The organism is Halomonas sp. A40-4 (genome assembly GCF_015767635.1).
Classification (GTDB): domain Bacteria; phylum Pseudomonadota; class Gammaproteobacteria; order Pseudomonadales; family Halomonadaceae; genus Vreelandella; species Vreelandella janggokensis.
The window spans coordinates 2101859-2116922 of the sequence record NZ_CP065230.1 but is presented as its reverse complement, the minus strand read 5'-3'; the positions used below and the strand labels follow the sequence as shown (position 1 = coordinate 2116922).

Annotated in this window: 14 protein-coding genes, 1 tRNA gene and 1 other RNA gene; 8 read left to right on the top strand and 8 right to left on the bottom strand. The window is 56.3% G+C overall.

Going from position 1 to position 15064, the window contains the following annotated elements; all coding sequences use genetic code 11:
• Positions 1-91: 91 nt before the first annotated feature.
• The 3 genes from betA to betI all read right to left on the bottom strand — a co-directional run bounded on the left by betA (position 92) and on the right by betI (position 3966).
• Positions 92-1765, bottom strand: a complete 1674-nt coding sequence (gene betA / locus IT895_RS09925; protein WP_199283361.1) for a choline dehydrogenase — start codon at positions 1763-1765, stop codon at positions 92-94.
• A 97-nt stretch (positions 1766-1862) separates the two neighbouring features.
• The gene (gene betB / locus IT895_RS09920; RefSeq protein WP_199283360.1) at positions 1863-3332 is read right to left on the bottom strand and encodes a betaine-aldehyde dehydrogenase; all 1470 of its coding nucleotides are present in this window, start codon (positions 3330-3332) and stop codon (positions 1863-1865) included.
• Positions 3333-3342: 10 nt separating this feature from the next.
• Positions 3343-3966, bottom strand: coding sequence for a transcriptional regulator BetI (betI, locus tag IT895_RS09915; RefSeq protein WP_199283359.1), 624 nt, complete (start codon positions 3964-3966; stop codon positions 3343-3345).
• A gap of 182 nt (positions 3967-4148) precedes the next feature.
• Here betI and IT895_RS09910 point away from each other — a divergent pair, with 182 nt between their 5' ends.
• The 6 genes from IT895_RS09910 (at position 4149) to IT895_RS09885 (ending at position 7689) form a co-directional block, all read left to right on the top strand.
• On the top strand, positions 4149-5084 hold the full coding sequence (locus IT895_RS09910) for a choline ABC transporter substrate-binding protein (protein ID WP_199283358.1): 936 nt from the start codon (positions 4149-4151) through the stop codon (positions 5082-5084).
• A gap of 86 nt (positions 5085-5170) precedes the next feature.
• Positions 5171-5247: transfer RNA gene (locus tag IT895_RS09905), tRNA-Met, on the top strand.
• 46 nt (positions 5248-5293) lie between these two features.
• Positions 5294-5390: signal recognition particle sRNA small type (gene ffs, locus IT895_RS09900), an RNA gene on the top strand.
• 307 nt (positions 5391-5697) lie between these two features.
• Positions 5698-6471, top strand: coding sequence for a DUF3750 domain-containing protein (locus IT895_RS09895; protein WP_199283357.1), 774 nt, complete (start codon positions 5698-5700; stop codon positions 6469-6471).
• Between the two features lie 124 nt (positions 6472-6595).
• Complete coding sequence (locus IT895_RS09890) at positions 6596-6994, top strand: antitoxin Xre-like helix-turn-helix domain-containing protein (RefSeq protein WP_085918675.1); 399 nt, start codon at positions 6596-6598, stop codon at positions 6992-6994.
• Positions 6994-7689: an RES family NAD+ phosphorylase gene (locus IT895_RS09885; RefSeq protein ID WP_085918674.1), complete on the top strand. Its 696-nt coding sequence runs from the start codon at positions 6994-6996 to the stop codon at positions 7687-7689. The genes IT895_RS09890 and IT895_RS09885 overlap by 1 nt, the downstream gene beginning before the upstream one ends.
• A 30-nt stretch (positions 7690-7719) precedes the next feature.
• On the opposite strand, the gene mntR is transcribed toward IT895_RS09885, so the two are convergent.
• The 4 genes from mntR to IT895_RS09865 form a co-directional block, all read right to left on the bottom strand.
• Positions 7720-8196 (bottom strand): manganese-binding transcriptional regulator MntR, encoded by a 477-nt coding sequence (gene mntR / locus IT895_RS09880; protein ID WP_085918673.1) that lies wholly within the window; start codon positions 8194-8196, stop codon positions 7720-7722.
• A 128-nt stretch (positions 8197-8324) separates the two neighbouring features.
• On the bottom strand, positions 8325-9878 hold the full coding sequence (locus tag IT895_RS09875) for a cation:proton antiporter family protein (protein WP_199283356.1): 1554 nt from the start codon (positions 9876-9878) through the stop codon (positions 8325-8327).
• 30 nt (positions 9879-9908) lie between these two features.
• On the bottom strand, positions 9909-10358 hold the full coding sequence (locus IT895_RS09870) for an ion channel (protein WP_085918805.1): 450 nt from the start codon (positions 10356-10358) through the stop codon (positions 9909-9911).
• A gap of 64 nt (positions 10359-10422) precedes the next feature.
• Positions 10423-11817, bottom strand: a complete 1395-nt coding sequence (locus IT895_RS09865; RefSeq protein ID WP_085918672.1) for a GntP family permease — start codon at positions 11815-11817, stop codon at positions 10423-10425.
• Positions 11818-12018: 201 nt separating this feature from the next.
• Between IT895_RS09865 and IT895_RS09860 the strand changes: the two genes are divergently transcribed.
• Positions 12019-13365 (top strand): Na+/H+ antiporter family protein, encoded by a 1347-nt coding sequence (locus IT895_RS09860; protein WP_085918671.1) that lies wholly within the window; start codon positions 12019-12021, stop codon positions 13363-13365.
• A gap of 119 nt (positions 13366-13484) precedes the next feature.
• The gene (locus tag IT895_RS09855; RefSeq protein ID WP_085918670.1) at positions 13485-14171 is read left to right on the top strand and encodes a type 1 glutamine amidotransferase domain-containing protein; all 687 of its coding nucleotides are present in this window, start codon (positions 13485-13487) and stop codon (positions 14169-14171) included.
• Between the two features lie 123 nt (positions 14172-14294).
• On the opposite strand, the gene IT895_RS09850 is transcribed toward IT895_RS09855, so the two are convergent.
• A complete protein-coding gene (locus IT895_RS09850; RefSeq protein WP_085918804.1) occupies positions 14295-15029 on the bottom strand; it encodes an RNA methyltransferase in 735 nt (244 codons plus the stop codon).
• Between the last annotated feature and the right edge of the window lie 35 nt (positions 15030-15064).

Genomic DNA, 15064 nt, shown 5'->3' with positions numbered 1-15064 from the left:
CAGTGCAAGTATTTCGATGCGTTAAAGGGACATAAAAAAACGTCGCAGCGCTGGGCTACGACGTTTTAGAGTTTTGCTAACCAGACTTGGTTCAGTGGCGTTTGGCTGGTGCGCCGTTGGCGACGTAATAGTCGACGTTGGCCCGGGGCAGGGGCTCACGTTCACGAATCCGGTCGGCGATCTTTTCGGCCAGCATGATGGTGGGGGCATTCAGGTTGCCGGTGGGAATCACCGGGAACAAGGACGCATCGACCACGCGCAAGCCGTCAATGCCATGGACGCGGCCCTGGCCATCCGTGACTGCCATTTCGTCGTTGCCCATCCGGCAGCTACCACAGGGGTGATAGGCGGTTTCGGCGTGCTGTTTGACAAAGGCATCGAGTTCGGCATCCGACTGAACATCCGGGCCGGGTGCGATCTCGCGGCCACGGTATGGGTCAAAGGCTGGCTGAGCGATGATGTCGCGGGTCAGGCGAATGGCATCGCGGAACTCTTGCCAGTCTTTGTCCTTGGCCATGTAGTTGAACAGGATGCTTGGCGCCGCATGGGGATCTTTCGAGGTCAGGCGAATGCGGCCGCGGCTTTCCGAGCGCATGGAGCCGACATGAGCCTGGAAGCCGTGGGCCTGCACCGCGCTTTTACCGTTGTAGCTGATCGCGATGGGCAGGAAGTGGTACTGCAGGTTGGGCCACTCTTCCTCATCGCGGCTGCGGATAAAGCCGCAGGATTCAAACTGATTGCTGGCGCCCACGCCGGTGCCCTTGAACAGCCACTCGGCACCAATCTTCGGCTGGTTGTACCATTTGAGCGCCGGATAGAGCGAAATAGGCTCTTTGCATTCGTACTGGATGTACATCTCCAGATGGTCCTGGAGGTTTTCACCGACACCGGGCAGGTCGTGAATTGTCTCGATATCGAGCTCTTTAAGCAATTCCGGGTTGCCAATCCCCGAGCGCTGAAGAATCTGCGGTGAGGCGATAGCACCGCCACACAGCAGCACTTCACGACGAACGTAGGCCTGCTGTTTCTCGCCTTTTCGCTCATAGCGCACGCCCACTGCACGCTTACCCTCGAACTCGATTACATCGGTTACCGCATGAGTTTCGATGGTCAGATTTTCGCGCTGCTTGGCGGTATCCAGGTAGCCACGTGCCGTCGACGCTCGGCGGCCGTTAGGCGTCACAAAGCGGTCCATGGGACCAAAACCTTCTTGCTGATAGCCGTTGACGTCGTCGGTCTCAGGGTAGCCTGCCTGCTTTCCGGCCTCGATAAAGGTGTGGTAAAGCGGGTTATTGCCCGCCTTGGGCGTCGTGACGCTGACCGGCCCTTCGCCGCCGTGATAGTCATTTGGTCCGATATCGCGGCTTTCGCTTTTTTTGAAGTAGGGCAAACAGCTTAAATAGTCCCAGTCTTCAAGACCCGGTTGCTTGGCCCAGTTGTCGTAATCCAGCGCATTGCCGCGGATATAGCACATGCCGTTGATCAGCGAGGAGCCGCCCAGGCCCTTGCCGCGGCCACATTCCATGCGGCGGCCGTCCATATTCGGTTCGGGGTCGGTTTCAAATGCCCAGTTGTAGCGCTTGCCCTGCAGCGGGTAGGCCAGGGCAGCGGGCATTTGGGTTCGGAAGTCAAAGCGATAGTCTGGGCCGCCTGCTTCCAGCAGCAGCACGCTGACGTCACTGTCTTCAGTTAGGCGAGTTGCAAGCACATTGCCTGCGGAACCTGCACCGATAATGATGTAATCAAATTCACGTGGTTGAGACATACTGATTCACCGGGACTTATAGGGGGAGGGTGCGACTCTGGGGGTGGCTTGGCCACCCCCAGCGCCCTTGGTTCATGAGTTCGTGTGTTGAAAACAGTTAAAACACAGACTCAAACGGCCCCATCTCGATCTGTACAGACTTGGTCTGGGTATAGTGGTTGAGCGTCTCGACCCCATTTTCGCGGCCAATGCCCGATTCTTTATAGCCGCCAACTGGCATTTCGGAGGGCGATTCGCCCCAGGTATTGACCCAGCAGATACCGGCTTCCAACTGATGGATCACCCGGTGGGCGCGGTTCAGGCTTTCGCTGAAGACACCGGCGGCGAGGCCGTAGGTGGTGTCATTGGCGCGGCGAACCACCTCTTCCTCGTCATCAAAGGCGAGTACCGACATCACCGGGCCAAAGATCTCTTCCTTGACGATGCGCATGTCATCGGTGCAGTCGGTGAAGACCGTCGGCGCCGCCCAGGCACCGTTGGCCCAGCTGCCGCTGTTCCAGTCCTCGCCGCCCACCAGGACGCGTGCGCCTTCGGTTTTGCCGAGAGCAATGTAGGAGAGCACTTTCTCCTGGTGCTCGAAGCTGACCAGCGGGCCGAAATTGATAGCCGAATCCATGGGGTCGCCCGCCTTGATACGCTTGACGCGCTCGACCAGTTTGGCCTCAAAGGCGTCTTTGACGCTGCGTTCCACAAACACGCGGGTGCCGTTGGTACAGATTTGGCCGGAGGAATAGAAGTTGGCCATCATGGCAGCATCGGCAGCGCGATCCAGATCGGCATCGGCGAAGACCAGCAGCGGCGATTTGCCGCCCAGTTCCATGGTGACGTCTTTGAGCGTCGATTCGGCCGCTGCTGACATGACCTTCTTGCCGGTACCGGCTTCACCGGTAAACGATACCTTGTCGATACCTTTATGCCCGGTCAGCATGGCGCCCACGCGGCCGTCACCCTGGACGACGTTGAACACGCCGTCGGGGAGACCCGCCTCGGTGAAGATTTCGGCAAGCTTCATCGTCGTGAGCGGCGTGACTTCACTGGGCTTGAAGACAATCGCGTTACCCGCGGCCAGTGCCGGGGCGGCTTTCCAACAGGCGATCTGAATCGGGTAGTTCCAGGCGCCGATGGCACCGATCACACCCAGCGGTTCGCGGCGGGTGTATACGAACGAGCTATCGCGCAGTGGAATCTGGCTGCCCTCGATAGCTGGGGCGAGGCCTGCATAGTACTCCAGCGCATCGGCACCGGTGACGATATCGACGCTTGCGGTTTCGCTGATTGGCTTGCCGGTATTGCGAGTTTCCAGTTCAGCCAGCTCGTCATTACGCTCTCTTAACAGCGCAACGGCACGCAGCATGATGCGTGCGCGTTCCATGCCGGTCATGGCGGCCCACTTGCGCTGGCCTTCGCGGGCCGCTTCAACGGCGCTATCAACGTCGGCCTGGCTTGCCTGACCGACCGTTGCCAGCAGGCTGCCATCGAAAGGATTGGTGATGGTAAACGTATCGCCTGAGGTGGCATCAACCGGGCGACCATTAATGAAAAGAGGCAGTACATCATGAGTAGCCATGGTGGTCTCCTTAATAAGATTCGATCATGGATGCAGGCTGTTGGCACCCATGGTGAGCAAGTAGTTGGTCAAGGTAGGTGTGGGCCAGGTGGCGGGCTTCGTTGGCGTCCAGGCCTTCTGGGGTAAGTGCGCCGCGCAACCACAGGCCGTCGATCATGGCGGCCAGACCCCGAGCCGCGTTGCGAGCATCAGACCTCGGCATTATCTGGCGAAATTGGTGGCATAAATTGGTGTACAGGCGGCGGTCATTGACATTCTGCAGGCGTTGCAGTGTCGGCTTGTGCATGCTGCTGGCCCAGAAGGCAAGCCAGGTCTTGGCGGCCGGGCCGGTCACCTGAGTGCGGTCAAAGTTGCCTTCAATAATGGCACCAATGTGGGCGCGTGGCGTCTGGTCTTCCAACGCTTGGCGACGCACTGAAATAGCGTGGTTGAGGTCGGTCAAAATTTGCCGCATGGTAGCTTCCAGCAGTCCATCCTTGCCGCCAAAGTAATGGCTGATAATACCTGCTGACACCCCCGCGTGGCGGGCAATCCGCATGACAGTGGCTTCCGCCAATCCAACTTCGTCAATAGCCGCCATGGTGGCGTTAATTAATTGCTCGCGGCGTATTGGTTCCATTCCCACTTTAGGCATGGCTGTCTCCTGTCGCGTTGAATGCCTATTCACCCATTACCTTGAAAAACGACTTTAGGCATGATTACCTAACAATGATGGCATCTTTTTATTGAACGTTCAATCAACAAAAAGATGTTAGCTGCCGCTGCGATATGAATGCGGAGCGGGTGATCGATAATCTGATGAAAAGGGGACGCTGAATGAAGAAAACACATATTGGTATGATGGGGGCGATGGTCGTCACGGCGGGACTTCCTTCACTGGCGATGGCTAACGAATGCAGCACTGTTCGCTTCGCCGAGGTAGGCTGGACCGACATCACTGCGACCACAGCGCTTGCCAGCGAAGTGCTTGAAGGTATGGGCTACGAGGCACGAGTGGATACCGTATCGGTACCCATCGCGTACTCGGGCATGGAAAACGGTGACTTTGATGTCTTTTTGGGCAACTGGATGCCGTCAATGGCCTCAATCAGTGACCCTTACGTTGAAAAAGGCACAGTTGATCGGTTAACGGCCAATTTAGAAGGTGCCAAATACACCCTGGCCGTGCCGCAGTATGTTTACGATGCAGGCGTCACGTCGGTCGAAGACCTGGCAGAGCATGCCGACCAGTTTGACCAGCAACTGCATGGTATTGAAGCAGGCAACGATGGCAACGAATTGATCCAGCAAATGATCGATGACGATGCTTTCGGCCTTGGCGATTGGCAGTTGGTCGATTCCAGTGAAGCCGGCATGCTGGCCGAACTGACAGCGCGGGTACCCAATGAAGATTGGATGGTATTTCTGGGTTGGGAGCCACACCCCATGAATACCAACTTTGACATGGCGTATCTTGAAGGGGCTGACGATTACTTTGGCCCTGACCTGGGTGGTGCGACGGTGTATACCAACACCCGTGGTGGTTACGCGGAAGAGTGCCCTAATGTTGGTGAACTGCTCAACAACATGACGTTCACACTCGAAATGGAAAATCAGTTGATGGGCGAAATCATGGACGATGGTGAAGACCCCCGTGATGCCGCGCGTGCTTACCTGCAGGAAAATGATGAGCTGCTAGGCGAGTGGTTAGCCGGCGTGGAAACGATCGATGGCGAGCCTGCTGAAGAAGCTGTGCGTAACGCATTGCAATAAAAGGTGCTTGGAGCAAAAGGCAGGTCGATAACGGCTTGCCTTTTGCCGTTAAGATAGGCACAATGCGTCTCCGCTGATGTCGGAAAGGCTACGTAGCTCAGTTGGTTAGAGCACATCACTCATAATGATGGGGTCCCCTGTTCAAATCAGGGCGTAGCCACCACTCAGCGTAGGCAGACTCGCAAATGAGTCAGCTGTTATGGTGGCCCCTTAGGTCCTCCCGCAACGCTAAACTGCAAACCCCGCCAGGCCCGGAAGGGAGCAACGGTAGTGGTGGATGCGTGTGCCGGGATGTGGCTTTTGGGGCCGCCTCCATTTCTGATCCCCCGTTTTTTGATTCTCCCTCCTGTTGATTTTCAACCTCTTTGTATGCTCGACGGCAAACCGCTATGGCAGTTCCATGATCTGTTCATGTTTTCTTCCATTTGGCATTGGTTGAATGATTGCCTCTCTAGCCTCGCGAACCGAGATTGGCAGAAGGTCACGTCACAATAAAGCTGGCTGATAACGTTGTTGCGTGTGAGCCACGTTTAGAGTCATCGCTCGATTTGTATCTCACCTCACGGTACTTTTACCGTCTTGCCATAACGGCTGTTAGCGACAAGAGGCTTCTATGAAAAAAACACTAGCGTTGCTGGGGCGCTGGGCAGCGGTGTTGCTCTTGCTGCTAGGGGCTCTGCTGGCTGGGCCGGTGTGGATGCTGGCCAGTGACCAGATCGTGACAGATGGGCACTGGTCCGCGCTTGATCGCTCGTCGGCGGATATCGCCCCGTCGCCGGAGGATGTCTCTGAGGCGGTCGTGCAGGTTTACGCCGCACGTGCGTATAACTGGCGAGGTGCCTTCGGGGTTCATGTATGGATTGCCACCAAAGCGCAAAACGCTGACTACTATCGCTTGCATCAGGTGTTGAGTTGGCGTCGACCTACGGTGGTGTCGTCGATCGATATGCCTGATCGCTTTTGGTTTGGCAACTCCCCCGAACTGCTGGCGGATTACCGCGGCGAGCCAGCGCAAACCATGATTCCCCGGATTGCCGATGCGGCGGCACGTTTTCCCTATGCTGACCTGTACCGCGTGTGGCCGGGACCCAACAGCAATAGCTTTATTGCCTGGGTGGCTCGGGAGGTGCCTGGGTTCAACGTGTCTCTGCCGATCACGGCGATTGGTAAAGACTACCTGTTTGACAGTGTTTTCGCCCCTGCGCCGAGTGGTACCGGTTATCAGCTTTCTCTGGGGGGTGTGGTGGGATTGCTTGTCGCCCGTGAAGAGGGGGTTGAGGTGAATATCCTGGGGCTTGGCGTGGGGATTGATTTCATGCGGCCGGCGATCAAGCTGCCGGGTGTCGGCCGGTTGGGGATGCCCGCCCGGGCCATGGGGAATCATTAAATGTTGGCGCGCTTGTTGGCTGCCTCGCAGCCAGCAAGAAGGCAGATAAGAGCTTAATGGTGTACACTGTCTGTAGATACCTTTATAGATTTATTGTATTTGCAGAATGGGCCATGAGATGACGATGCAAACGGCAAACGAACTTGCTCATAACAAGGCAGCGGCAGCGGTAGGGCTGAAAGCAGCGGTCCGTATTCTGGATAAGTGGCGCGCGACCGGTGAGCAGGGAGAAGCCATTTTGCGTGTTTCCCACAGTACCTATGCCCGGGCACGCCGTGGTGACGTGGCTGAAATCAAGCTCGACAACGATCAACTTACGCGAATTAGCTATCTGCTCAATATTCATGCGGCATTGCGCATGCTGTTTGAGAACCCTGATAACCTGTATGGGTTTGTCTCGATGGCCAACTACAACCCCTATTTTAACGGCCGCACGCCGCTTGACGTTATCAGTAGCGGTGATTTTGCCGCGCTTTACGAGACCTTCAAGCGTATCGATAGCCTGCGGAGTGCCCAGTGGTAATGCCTGACGAGCTGCCGTCATGTGCCGCAAAACGGGTGGAAAGTTACCGCCTGGTCAACAGCAAGTTTCCACCGATTGAGCTGTTTGACGACGTTGCCAATGCCGAGGAGTTTGAAGCCCTCTACGCGCTTCAGGCATTAACCAATCCACGCTTGCGAAACGAGGTTGGCGATTTGGGGCTTTTGCCAATTCAAGATATTCCCTTCGGCATTCGCGGCTGCTCTTATGCCACCGCACCGTTTACCCATGTCAATCCTAATGGCTCGCGCTTTAGCGATGGCAGCTTTGGCGTACTCTATGTCGCGGATTCACTGACTGCTGCGATTACGGAAGTAAAATATCACCAGCAAGCGTACTGGCGAAAAGTGCCGTCGCTGCACTATGAACGCTTCGTGTTTAGAGGGCTGAAATGTGTGTTCGATGAAGGGGGATGCCGAGATGGGTTGGTGTTAGCACCGAGCCACCCCATCTATTGCGCTGATGATTACCGGGCATCGCAGGTCTTGGGCGAAGCATTACGTCGTTCAACTGGAACGGGGCTGCGATATCACTCGGTGCGGCACGAGGGAGGTGTCTGTTGGGCGCTGATGACGCCGCGTCGTGTCAAGCAGATGATTCAGACCACTCACCTGGAAATGATCTGGAATGGTGACATCGCCCAGGTTAATCGGCTTTCAGCCGTATCAAGGTCGTAAAAAAATCGTAAAAACAATGAAGTGGCTGTTTTATGTCTGATGCTTTTCAGTAAAACGCCGCATGATGGCCAGTGTTTCATCGCTGACGTGATGCTCCATGCCCTCTGCATCAATGCGGGCGGTGTTGTCGCGAACGCCCAGGGCGCGCAGGAAATGCAGCACAATATCATGACGTGCGCGTGAGGTTTCGGCCATTTTATGGCCTTCCTCAGTCAAGAAGAGCGACCGATAGGGACGGCTCGTTACCAGCCCCAGCTCATTCAGACGTCGGATCATTTTCGATACAGTTGCCTGGCTAACCGCCATGCGGCTGGCGATATCAGCCGCGCGTGCTTCGCCACGATGGCGCAAAAGATCCCCGATCAGTTCCACATAATCTTCGATCAGTTCAGTTTCGTGGGCGTTGCGCACGGTTTCGTACTGTTGTGCATGCTGCTCGACAGGCGGCAGCGCATCGCCACTTAGGCGTGAATTAGGCGGCAATGGCGGCTGTTCGTGATCGCTCATAATGGCTATATAGGTTGGCTATATCAGAGTGAGTAAAAACGTTGATTAGGATGGTAACGTATTTTTTGGAATAATTGTTAGCCAAGGTTAAACTATTTGCATGGTGCTTTTTTGTTGAGCTAACGCCCTCAAAACCTGATTGGCGCAGTAGACTGTAGGTTTTCCCAGGTTTTTTCGGCGATACCGATACCGGCACCGGCCATCAGCAAATAGGTTTGGTCAGCGCCAGCCGCCATCAAGGGGGCTTCTTCATCGGGATAGTTGATACCCGCAATGATCGTACCTTTAAAACCCGCTTTACGAAGCTGGCGAGTGGCAAACAGCTTACTCTCAGTGTTGGGCGTTGCCAGCATTACGGCTTCAAGGGCATGAATATCCAGGTGCGACCAGAAAGCAACATCTTCCACATCGGCATAACGTATGTCGCGCTCGGAGGCCGCCACTTTATTCGGGTCAGAATCAATGCCGATCACCCGCAAATGGTTCTCGACGAAAAAGTCGTAGGCGGCACTGCCGGTCCGGCCCATGCCAATCACCATCATTTTGGCATCGCCGAGGGTGACGGGCTGCTCATCGGGATGGCGTAAATGACGTTCAAAGCGGGTCAGGCGGACTTCGTAACGATCAAACAGGGCGTGGGCGACTCGGTTGAGCGGCGCGGAGATGATAAATGAAAGCGCCACCGTCAGCGCCAGCGGTACCAGCCACTCTTCCAGAATGCTGGACGCCACGATCAGGCCGAACTCGCTGTAGGCTGTGAGGCTGAGGCTCCCCAGAAAAGCGCTACGGGCGCGGATCTTGAATATAACCAGAAGGGCAAAAAACAGCGCGGTTTTTAGTGGCAGCAGCATTGCCATCACGCCAGCGAAGATCAGTGCATTAGCGTCCGGTAGGCCCGACATGCCTATCTGCAGGAAAAAGCTGATCAGCAGTATTTCCTTTAGCCCCCAGAGCGCCTTGGACATTTCCTGGGCACGTGGATGTTTGGCCAGCAAAAGTCCCATCACCAGAGCGCCCACTTCGCCGCTGAGCCCCACGACATCAAAGCCCATGCCGCCGATGGCAATGGCCAACACTGCCCCCATCAGCACCAGCATTTCATCGTGCTGGGCAATGCTCATCAGCCAGTAAAGCACCGGCCGTAGTAGCGGCAGCGCCAGGATCCAAAGTGCCCACCAGGAGGGAGACTGGCCGCTGTAAATGCTGATGGCGGCCAGTGCCACCAGATCCTGGATAATCAGGATGCCGATAGCCAGTCGTCCATGCAGCGCCCGCAATTCTCTTTTGCCCTCGAGCACCTTGGCAGCCAGTACCGTGCTGGAAAATGATAGCGCAATGGACAGCAGAATGGCGGTATCAAGCGCCAGGCCCATCAAGACCACGAAGCCGGCAGTGAAAATAAAGGTGGTGATGCTGAGGTGTATAAAAGCACCGCCCAGCACAGCAGGTTCGACGAGGTTTTTTAGGTTGAGTTTCAAGCCAATGGTGAATAACAGCAGCAATACGCCCAGATGCGCCAGGTGTTCGAGCAATGGGCCAGCCTCGGTCGGTAAACCCAGATAGGGCCCGGCAAAATTAAGTGCAAAACCGGCCGTTAAAAAACCCACCAGAGGTGGCAGACTGAGTTGGCGAGCTATAATCCCGAAGATAAAGGCAAACGATAAAATAATGACTTCAAACATGCACAATCCCTAGCGTATGGAACAGACAGGTTATTTTCTTACTCGCCAATGCTTTTGCATTTCGACAAACGTGAACGACGCTGACCAGGTGATCAAGACAAAACCGGTCAATGCTAATGTGCCATACAAGAAACGGATCGGGCCGGTTGCATAAATGTCGCCGTAGCCCACCGTGGTGTAGGTCACGGCAGCGAAGAATATATGATCCAGCAGGTTGAAAACGCTATAGCCGTTTAATGCGCCGATACCTCGCAGCTCGACCAACCACCACCCTGTAAGCCCAAACAGCCAGATTTCGGCGATGTGGGTCATCAGAACGCCGAATGCCATGGCCAGAATGCGCTGACGGTGGGGTCTGTGTGATCGCTCAATCTGGCGGGAAATAAGCCAGAGGGCTTCGTAGTGCAGCAGAACCGCGAGCACGACGGTGATAGACGTGGTGATGACCACCACGACGTGTTCAGGGTACGGAATGGTCACGAAAAGCTGGGCCCGTGGTTGCAAACGCTGGTTTTGGGTTAACTATCTCATGCGCGCGGTTATTTTAGAAGCTGCCGAACAGCGTGCCGAGGGTGATAACGCTCACCAGTGCGGCGATAGGCAGCACGATCGTGACCATGGCCACGTTGCCGTAGGCCTGTCGGTGGGTGAGTCCGCAGATGGTCAGCAGCGTAATGACGGCGCCAGAGTGGGGCAGTGTATCCATGCCGCCGGCGGCCAGTGTGGCAACGCGATGCATGAGCTCGGGGTCGATGTTGGCCGCTTGTGCCATCGCCAGGTATTCGCCGCCCAACGTTTCCAGTGCAATCGACAGGCCCCCCGACGAGGAGCCGGTAATACCTGACAGCACGCTCATCGCCAGCGCTTCGGAAATCAGCGGATTACCCGGCGATGCGTTGAGCACCGTATCGCGAATGATGGTAAAGCCCTCGAGGCTGGCAATCACGGCACCGTAGCCGACGACGGAGGCGGTGTTGAAAATCGGTAGCAACGAGTCGACACAGCCGCCATTAACCGTATCTTTCAGGGCTATCCAGTGTCGCCAGCGGCTGATGACCAGCCATATGGAAGCGCTCAGCAGGGCGATCAAGATTGACCACAGGCCGCTCTGCCGGGCGGGCGTTACGCTGGCGAATTCATCGCTGATAAAACTCAGGTCCATCGATGGGAAAACAAGGTACGTCAGCAGGCCATTCAGACCGATCACCATGATCAACGGAATCAGCGCCGTGGTTAACCGCATGGTGGGTGGCGAATTCTGTGAGTCGCTTTCATCCGTCTCGCGTTCTTTATGAAGGCCGTAGCCCTCATTCAGTGCGGCCGCCCGTTTTACTCGGGATTGCAGGTAGGCCATTCCCAGCCCGAGCATCACGAGCCCGGCGATGACTCCCAGGCCGGGAGCGGCAAAGCTGTTGGTGGCGTAATAAGGAATTGGAATTGCGTTCTGAATGGCCGGGGTGCCGGGTAGAGCGGTCATGGTAAAGGTGAAAGATCCCAGTGCAATCGCGCCAGGAATCAATCGTTTGGGAATATCGGTGCGGCGAAATAATTCGCGGCTGATGGGATAAATGGCAAAGGCTACGACAAATAACGAAACGCCGCCGTAGGTAAGAATGGCGCAGGCCAGCACGACCGTCAGTACCACATGGCGGGTGCCCAGCTTGTTGACGATGCCGTTGGCGATGGATTGAGCCGCGCCGGAATCCGACATTAGCTGCCCAAACAGGGCGCCCAGAAAGAACAGCGGAAAAAACTGAATGGCAAAACTGCCGAGGGCCCCCATGAAAGTGTCGGTATACATCGGCAACAAAAAGGCGGCTTCACCCGAAAGTGTAACCGCCAGCGCCGCCATCAGCGGGGCGAGCAGCAGAACTGTCAGCCCACGGTAGGCAAGGAAGATGAGCAGAAGCAGCGAAATGACAATGGCAAAGGTGCTCATGGGCGCTCCGGAGCAGCATGAATCTGAGTTAATCCAAGAGCCAGGATACCAACATATCAGGCTTCGTGTTGCATGGCAGCAATGCGGAGCTGTTGTTCTTGGTGATATATCGGGTAAATGGCGCCGCGAATAGCGATTTTCTCTGATAAAATCCCGCGTTTTCTCGCTTACCACTTCTCACTGCCTATTTTAGGAAGATTGATGAACGCCGTAATTATTGCCGTACTTGTGATGGTCGCGCTCTCGCTCGCGCGAGTTTCAGTTGTGTTCGCCCTTGTCGTGGGCGCGTTAGTGGGTGGGCTCGTGGGCGGGCTCTCATTGGATCAGACGCTCGAGGCATTCAACGATGGGGTGGGCGGCGGTGCCCAGGTGGCGCTTGCATACGCGACGCTGGGCGCTTTCGCCGTGGCGATTTCCCGCTCCGGGCTGCCGGACATGCTGGCCAACGTGTTGATCAGGATGCTGGGTAAAGAAACCCATGCAGCCAACCAGAATCGAGTGAAGTGGGTGCTGTTGGCCGCGGTAGTGCTGGTCGCGATTCTGTCTCAGAATGTGATCCCCGTGCATATCGCGTTTATCCCGGTATTGATACCACCCTTGTTGACCGTCATGAACCGCCTGCAGCTGGACCGTCGGGCGGTAGCCTGTGCCCTGACATTCGGCTTGACGGCCCCCTATATGCTGCTGCCTGTGGGCTTTGGGGCTATCTTCCTCAATGATATTTTACTGGCCAACCTGAGGAGTGCGGGTGAACCGCTGGGCCTGGAGATCACCCGCGAGATGCTGCCCATGGCGATGGCCATACCGGTCGGCGGGATGCTTGTTGGTTTGGTCGTGGCGCTTACTTTCAGCTACCGCGGCCGTCGCGATTATGCGGTCAAGCCGTTAGCCAATACACCGGCAGGACATTCGGCCACGCCCGCCACGCCCCACACACTTGGGCTGGTCATGTCCGGGGTCGCCATTGTCGCCGCTCTCGGGCTTCAGCTTTATAGCGGCTCGATGATCCTCGGCGGCTTGGTAGGGATTGGGCTGCTGTCGCTGGGGGGGATTTTTAAATGGCGCGAAGCCGATGACTTGTTTACCAGTGGCATGCGCATGATGGCGTTGATTGGCTTTATCATGATTTCGGCGGCCGGTTTTGCGGAAGTCATGAAAACCACCGGCGATATCGACACGCTTGTCGCGGGTGCTGTCGACCTGTTTGGCGATAATCGCGGGCTCGCTGCGCTGGTTATGCTGTTGGTCGGGTTGTTTATCACCCTGGGAATCGGCTCGTCATTTTCGACGATTCCCATTATCGCGGCTATTTTTGTGCCGTTAGCGGTTCAGTTCGGCTTCTCGCCCATGGCCACCGTCGTACTTGTGGGCACTGCTGCTGCCTTGGGTGACGCGGGCTCCCCCGCATCAGATTCTACGCTCGGTCCTACGGCAGGCCTCAATGTCGACGGTCAGCATGATCACATGTGGGACAGTGTCGTACCGACGTTCTTGCACTATAACGTACCGCTTATCGGCTTTGGCTGGCTGGCGACGATGATGCTTTAACCATCCAGGGCGCGGCGTCTAACAAGGACGGACGGGTTCGGCTTGCAACTCAGGGGGCATGCCCCCACCTAAAAGAGTGTTAGGCGGAGTTTTGAACGCATCACGCTAGGAGAATTTAGATGAGCAAGCGTATTTTGGTAGTACTGACGTCTCACGATCAGTTGGGCGATACCGGAGAAAAGACGGGTTTCTGGCTGGAAGAGCTTGCCGCGCCTTACTACGTGTTCAAGGACGCCGGGGCCGAGGTGACGTTGGCATCGCCGAAAGGTGGCAAGCCGCCGCTTGATCCAAAAAGCGATGCCGAAGATGGCCAAACCGATGAAACGCGGCGCTTCAAAAAGGATGAGCAAGCCAATGCCGCCTTGGCCGCCACGCATCGCCTGAGCGATATGAAAGCAGATGACTTTGATGCCGTGTTCTATCCGGGAGGCCATGGCCCGCTGTGGGATCTGGTCGATGATAAAGATTCTATCAAGCTGATCGAAACCTTTATCGCACAAGGTAAGCCGGTGGCCTCGGTCTGCCATGCGCCGATTGTGCTCGTCAATGCGAAGGACAGGAATGGCGAACCATTGGTGAAAGGTCGTGAAGTGACCGGCTTTACCAACGGTGAAGAAAAGGCCGTGGGGCTGACGGATGTTGTTCCTCATCTGGTAGAAGATGCGCTTCAGCAATGTGGCGGTATTTACAGCAAGGCAGACGACTTCACGCCTTATGTGCGTGAAGATGGTCAGTTGATCACCGGCCAAAACCCGCCATCCTCAGCGGCCACCGGTGAAGCGCTGGTGGCGTGGTTGGACCGTTAATCAGTGTTACGCACACTAACTGTTAGCGGCATAGACGAACGGCGAGCACAAGCTCGCCGTTTTTTTGTGGGTAGGTATTACGCACCGTGCCCGATGGATGGGTTGATGGCTGTGTGGCACGAGTTATCGATCCGGCAAGTGGGACTCGAAAGCGCTGAGCAAGCCACGCAGCAGAGAAAGCTCTTTGCGGCTCGGCTGAGCGCGGGTAAACAGGGCTTGCAACTGTTCCTCAGTGCGCGCATGGGGCTGGGTGATAAAGCCGCTTTGCTGCATCAATCGCCCTAAGTGCTCCTGAAAGTACAAGAATTGTTCGCGGCTCGGCGGCGTGGTTTCAGTCGGCTGCTGATAAACATAGTGGCTGTCGTCGCGCCTGCGCCATGCGCGGTGTACTTCGTAGGCAAGGATTTGCACCGCTTGAGAGAGGTTCAAGATGCCGTAGTCAGGGTTGGCGGGAATGCTGACTTGATGCGTGCAGCAGCGAATCTCGTCGTTGGTCAACCCTGAGCGTTCGCGGCCAAACACGAGTGCTACCGGCGCATGCTGCGCGTTCTGTGTCACCGCCTGGGCCATATCGTCGGGTTCTTCAAAATGGGGCAGGGGGAGGCTACGAAGCCGCGCACTGGCGCCTACTACCTGAACACAGTCACTCACCGCTTCGTCAAGCCGGGTGACGACCCGGGCGTTGTCGATAACGTCTGTCGCCCCGGCGGCAAGGCGGGTGGCTTCCTCGTCGGGAAATTGACGGGGGTTGACCAGCACCAGGTTCGTCAGCCCCATGGTTTTCATGGCCCGGGCGGTGGCGCCTATATTACCGGGATGGAAGGTTTGCACCAGCACAATGCGAATGTTGGAAAGCACGGTGATAAGACAGCCTGAATAGCGAATGGAAAACG

Bases quoted from the DNA above. Each gene is read 5' to 3' on its own strand.
- IT895_RS09910 (WP_199283358.1), top strand. From the start codon at position 4,149: ATGAAGAAAACACATATTGGTATGATGGGGGCGATGGTCGTCACGGCG.
- IT895_RS09865 (WP_085918672.1), bottom strand. From the start codon at position 11,817: ATGAGCACCTTTGCCATTGTCATTTCGCTGCTTCTGCTCATCTTCCTT.
- IT895_RS09890 (WP_085918675.1), top strand. From the start codon at position 6,596: ATGCAAACGGCAAACGAACTTGCTCATAACAAGGCAGCGGCAGCGGTA.
- IT895_RS09860 (WP_085918671.1), top strand. From the start codon at position 12,019: ATGAACGCCGTAATTATTGCCGTACTTGTGATGGTCGCGCTCTCGCTC.
- IT895_RS09895 (WP_199283357.1), top strand. From the start codon at position 5,698: ATGAAAAAAACACTAGCGTTGCTGGGGCGCTGGGCAGCGGTGTTGCTC.
- betI (WP_199283359.1), bottom strand. From the start codon at position 3,966: ATGCCTAAAGTGGGAATGGAACCAATACGCCGCGAGCAATTAATTAAC.
- IT895_RS09885 (WP_085918674.1), top strand. From the start codon at position 6,994: ATGCCTGACGAGCTGCCGTCATGTGCCGCAAAACGGGTGGAAAGTTAC.
- betA (WP_199283361.1), bottom strand. From the start codon at position 1,765: ATGTCTCAACCACGTGAATTTGATTACATCATTATCGGTGCAGGTTCC.
- mntR (WP_085918673.1), bottom strand. From the start codon at position 8,196: ATGAGCGATCACGAACAGCCGCCATTGCCGCCTAATTCACGCCTAAGT.
- IT895_RS09875 (WP_199283356.1), bottom strand. From the start codon at position 9,878: ATGTTTGAAGTCATTATTTTATCGTTTGCCTTTATCTTCGGGATTATA.
- IT895_RS09855 (WP_085918670.1), top strand. From the start codon at position 13,485: ATGAGCAAGCGTATTTTGGTAGTACTGACGTCTCACGATCAGTTGGGC.
- betB (WP_199283360.1), bottom strand. From the start codon at position 3,332: ATGGCTACTCATGATGTACTGCCTCTTTTCATTAATGGTCGCCCGGTT.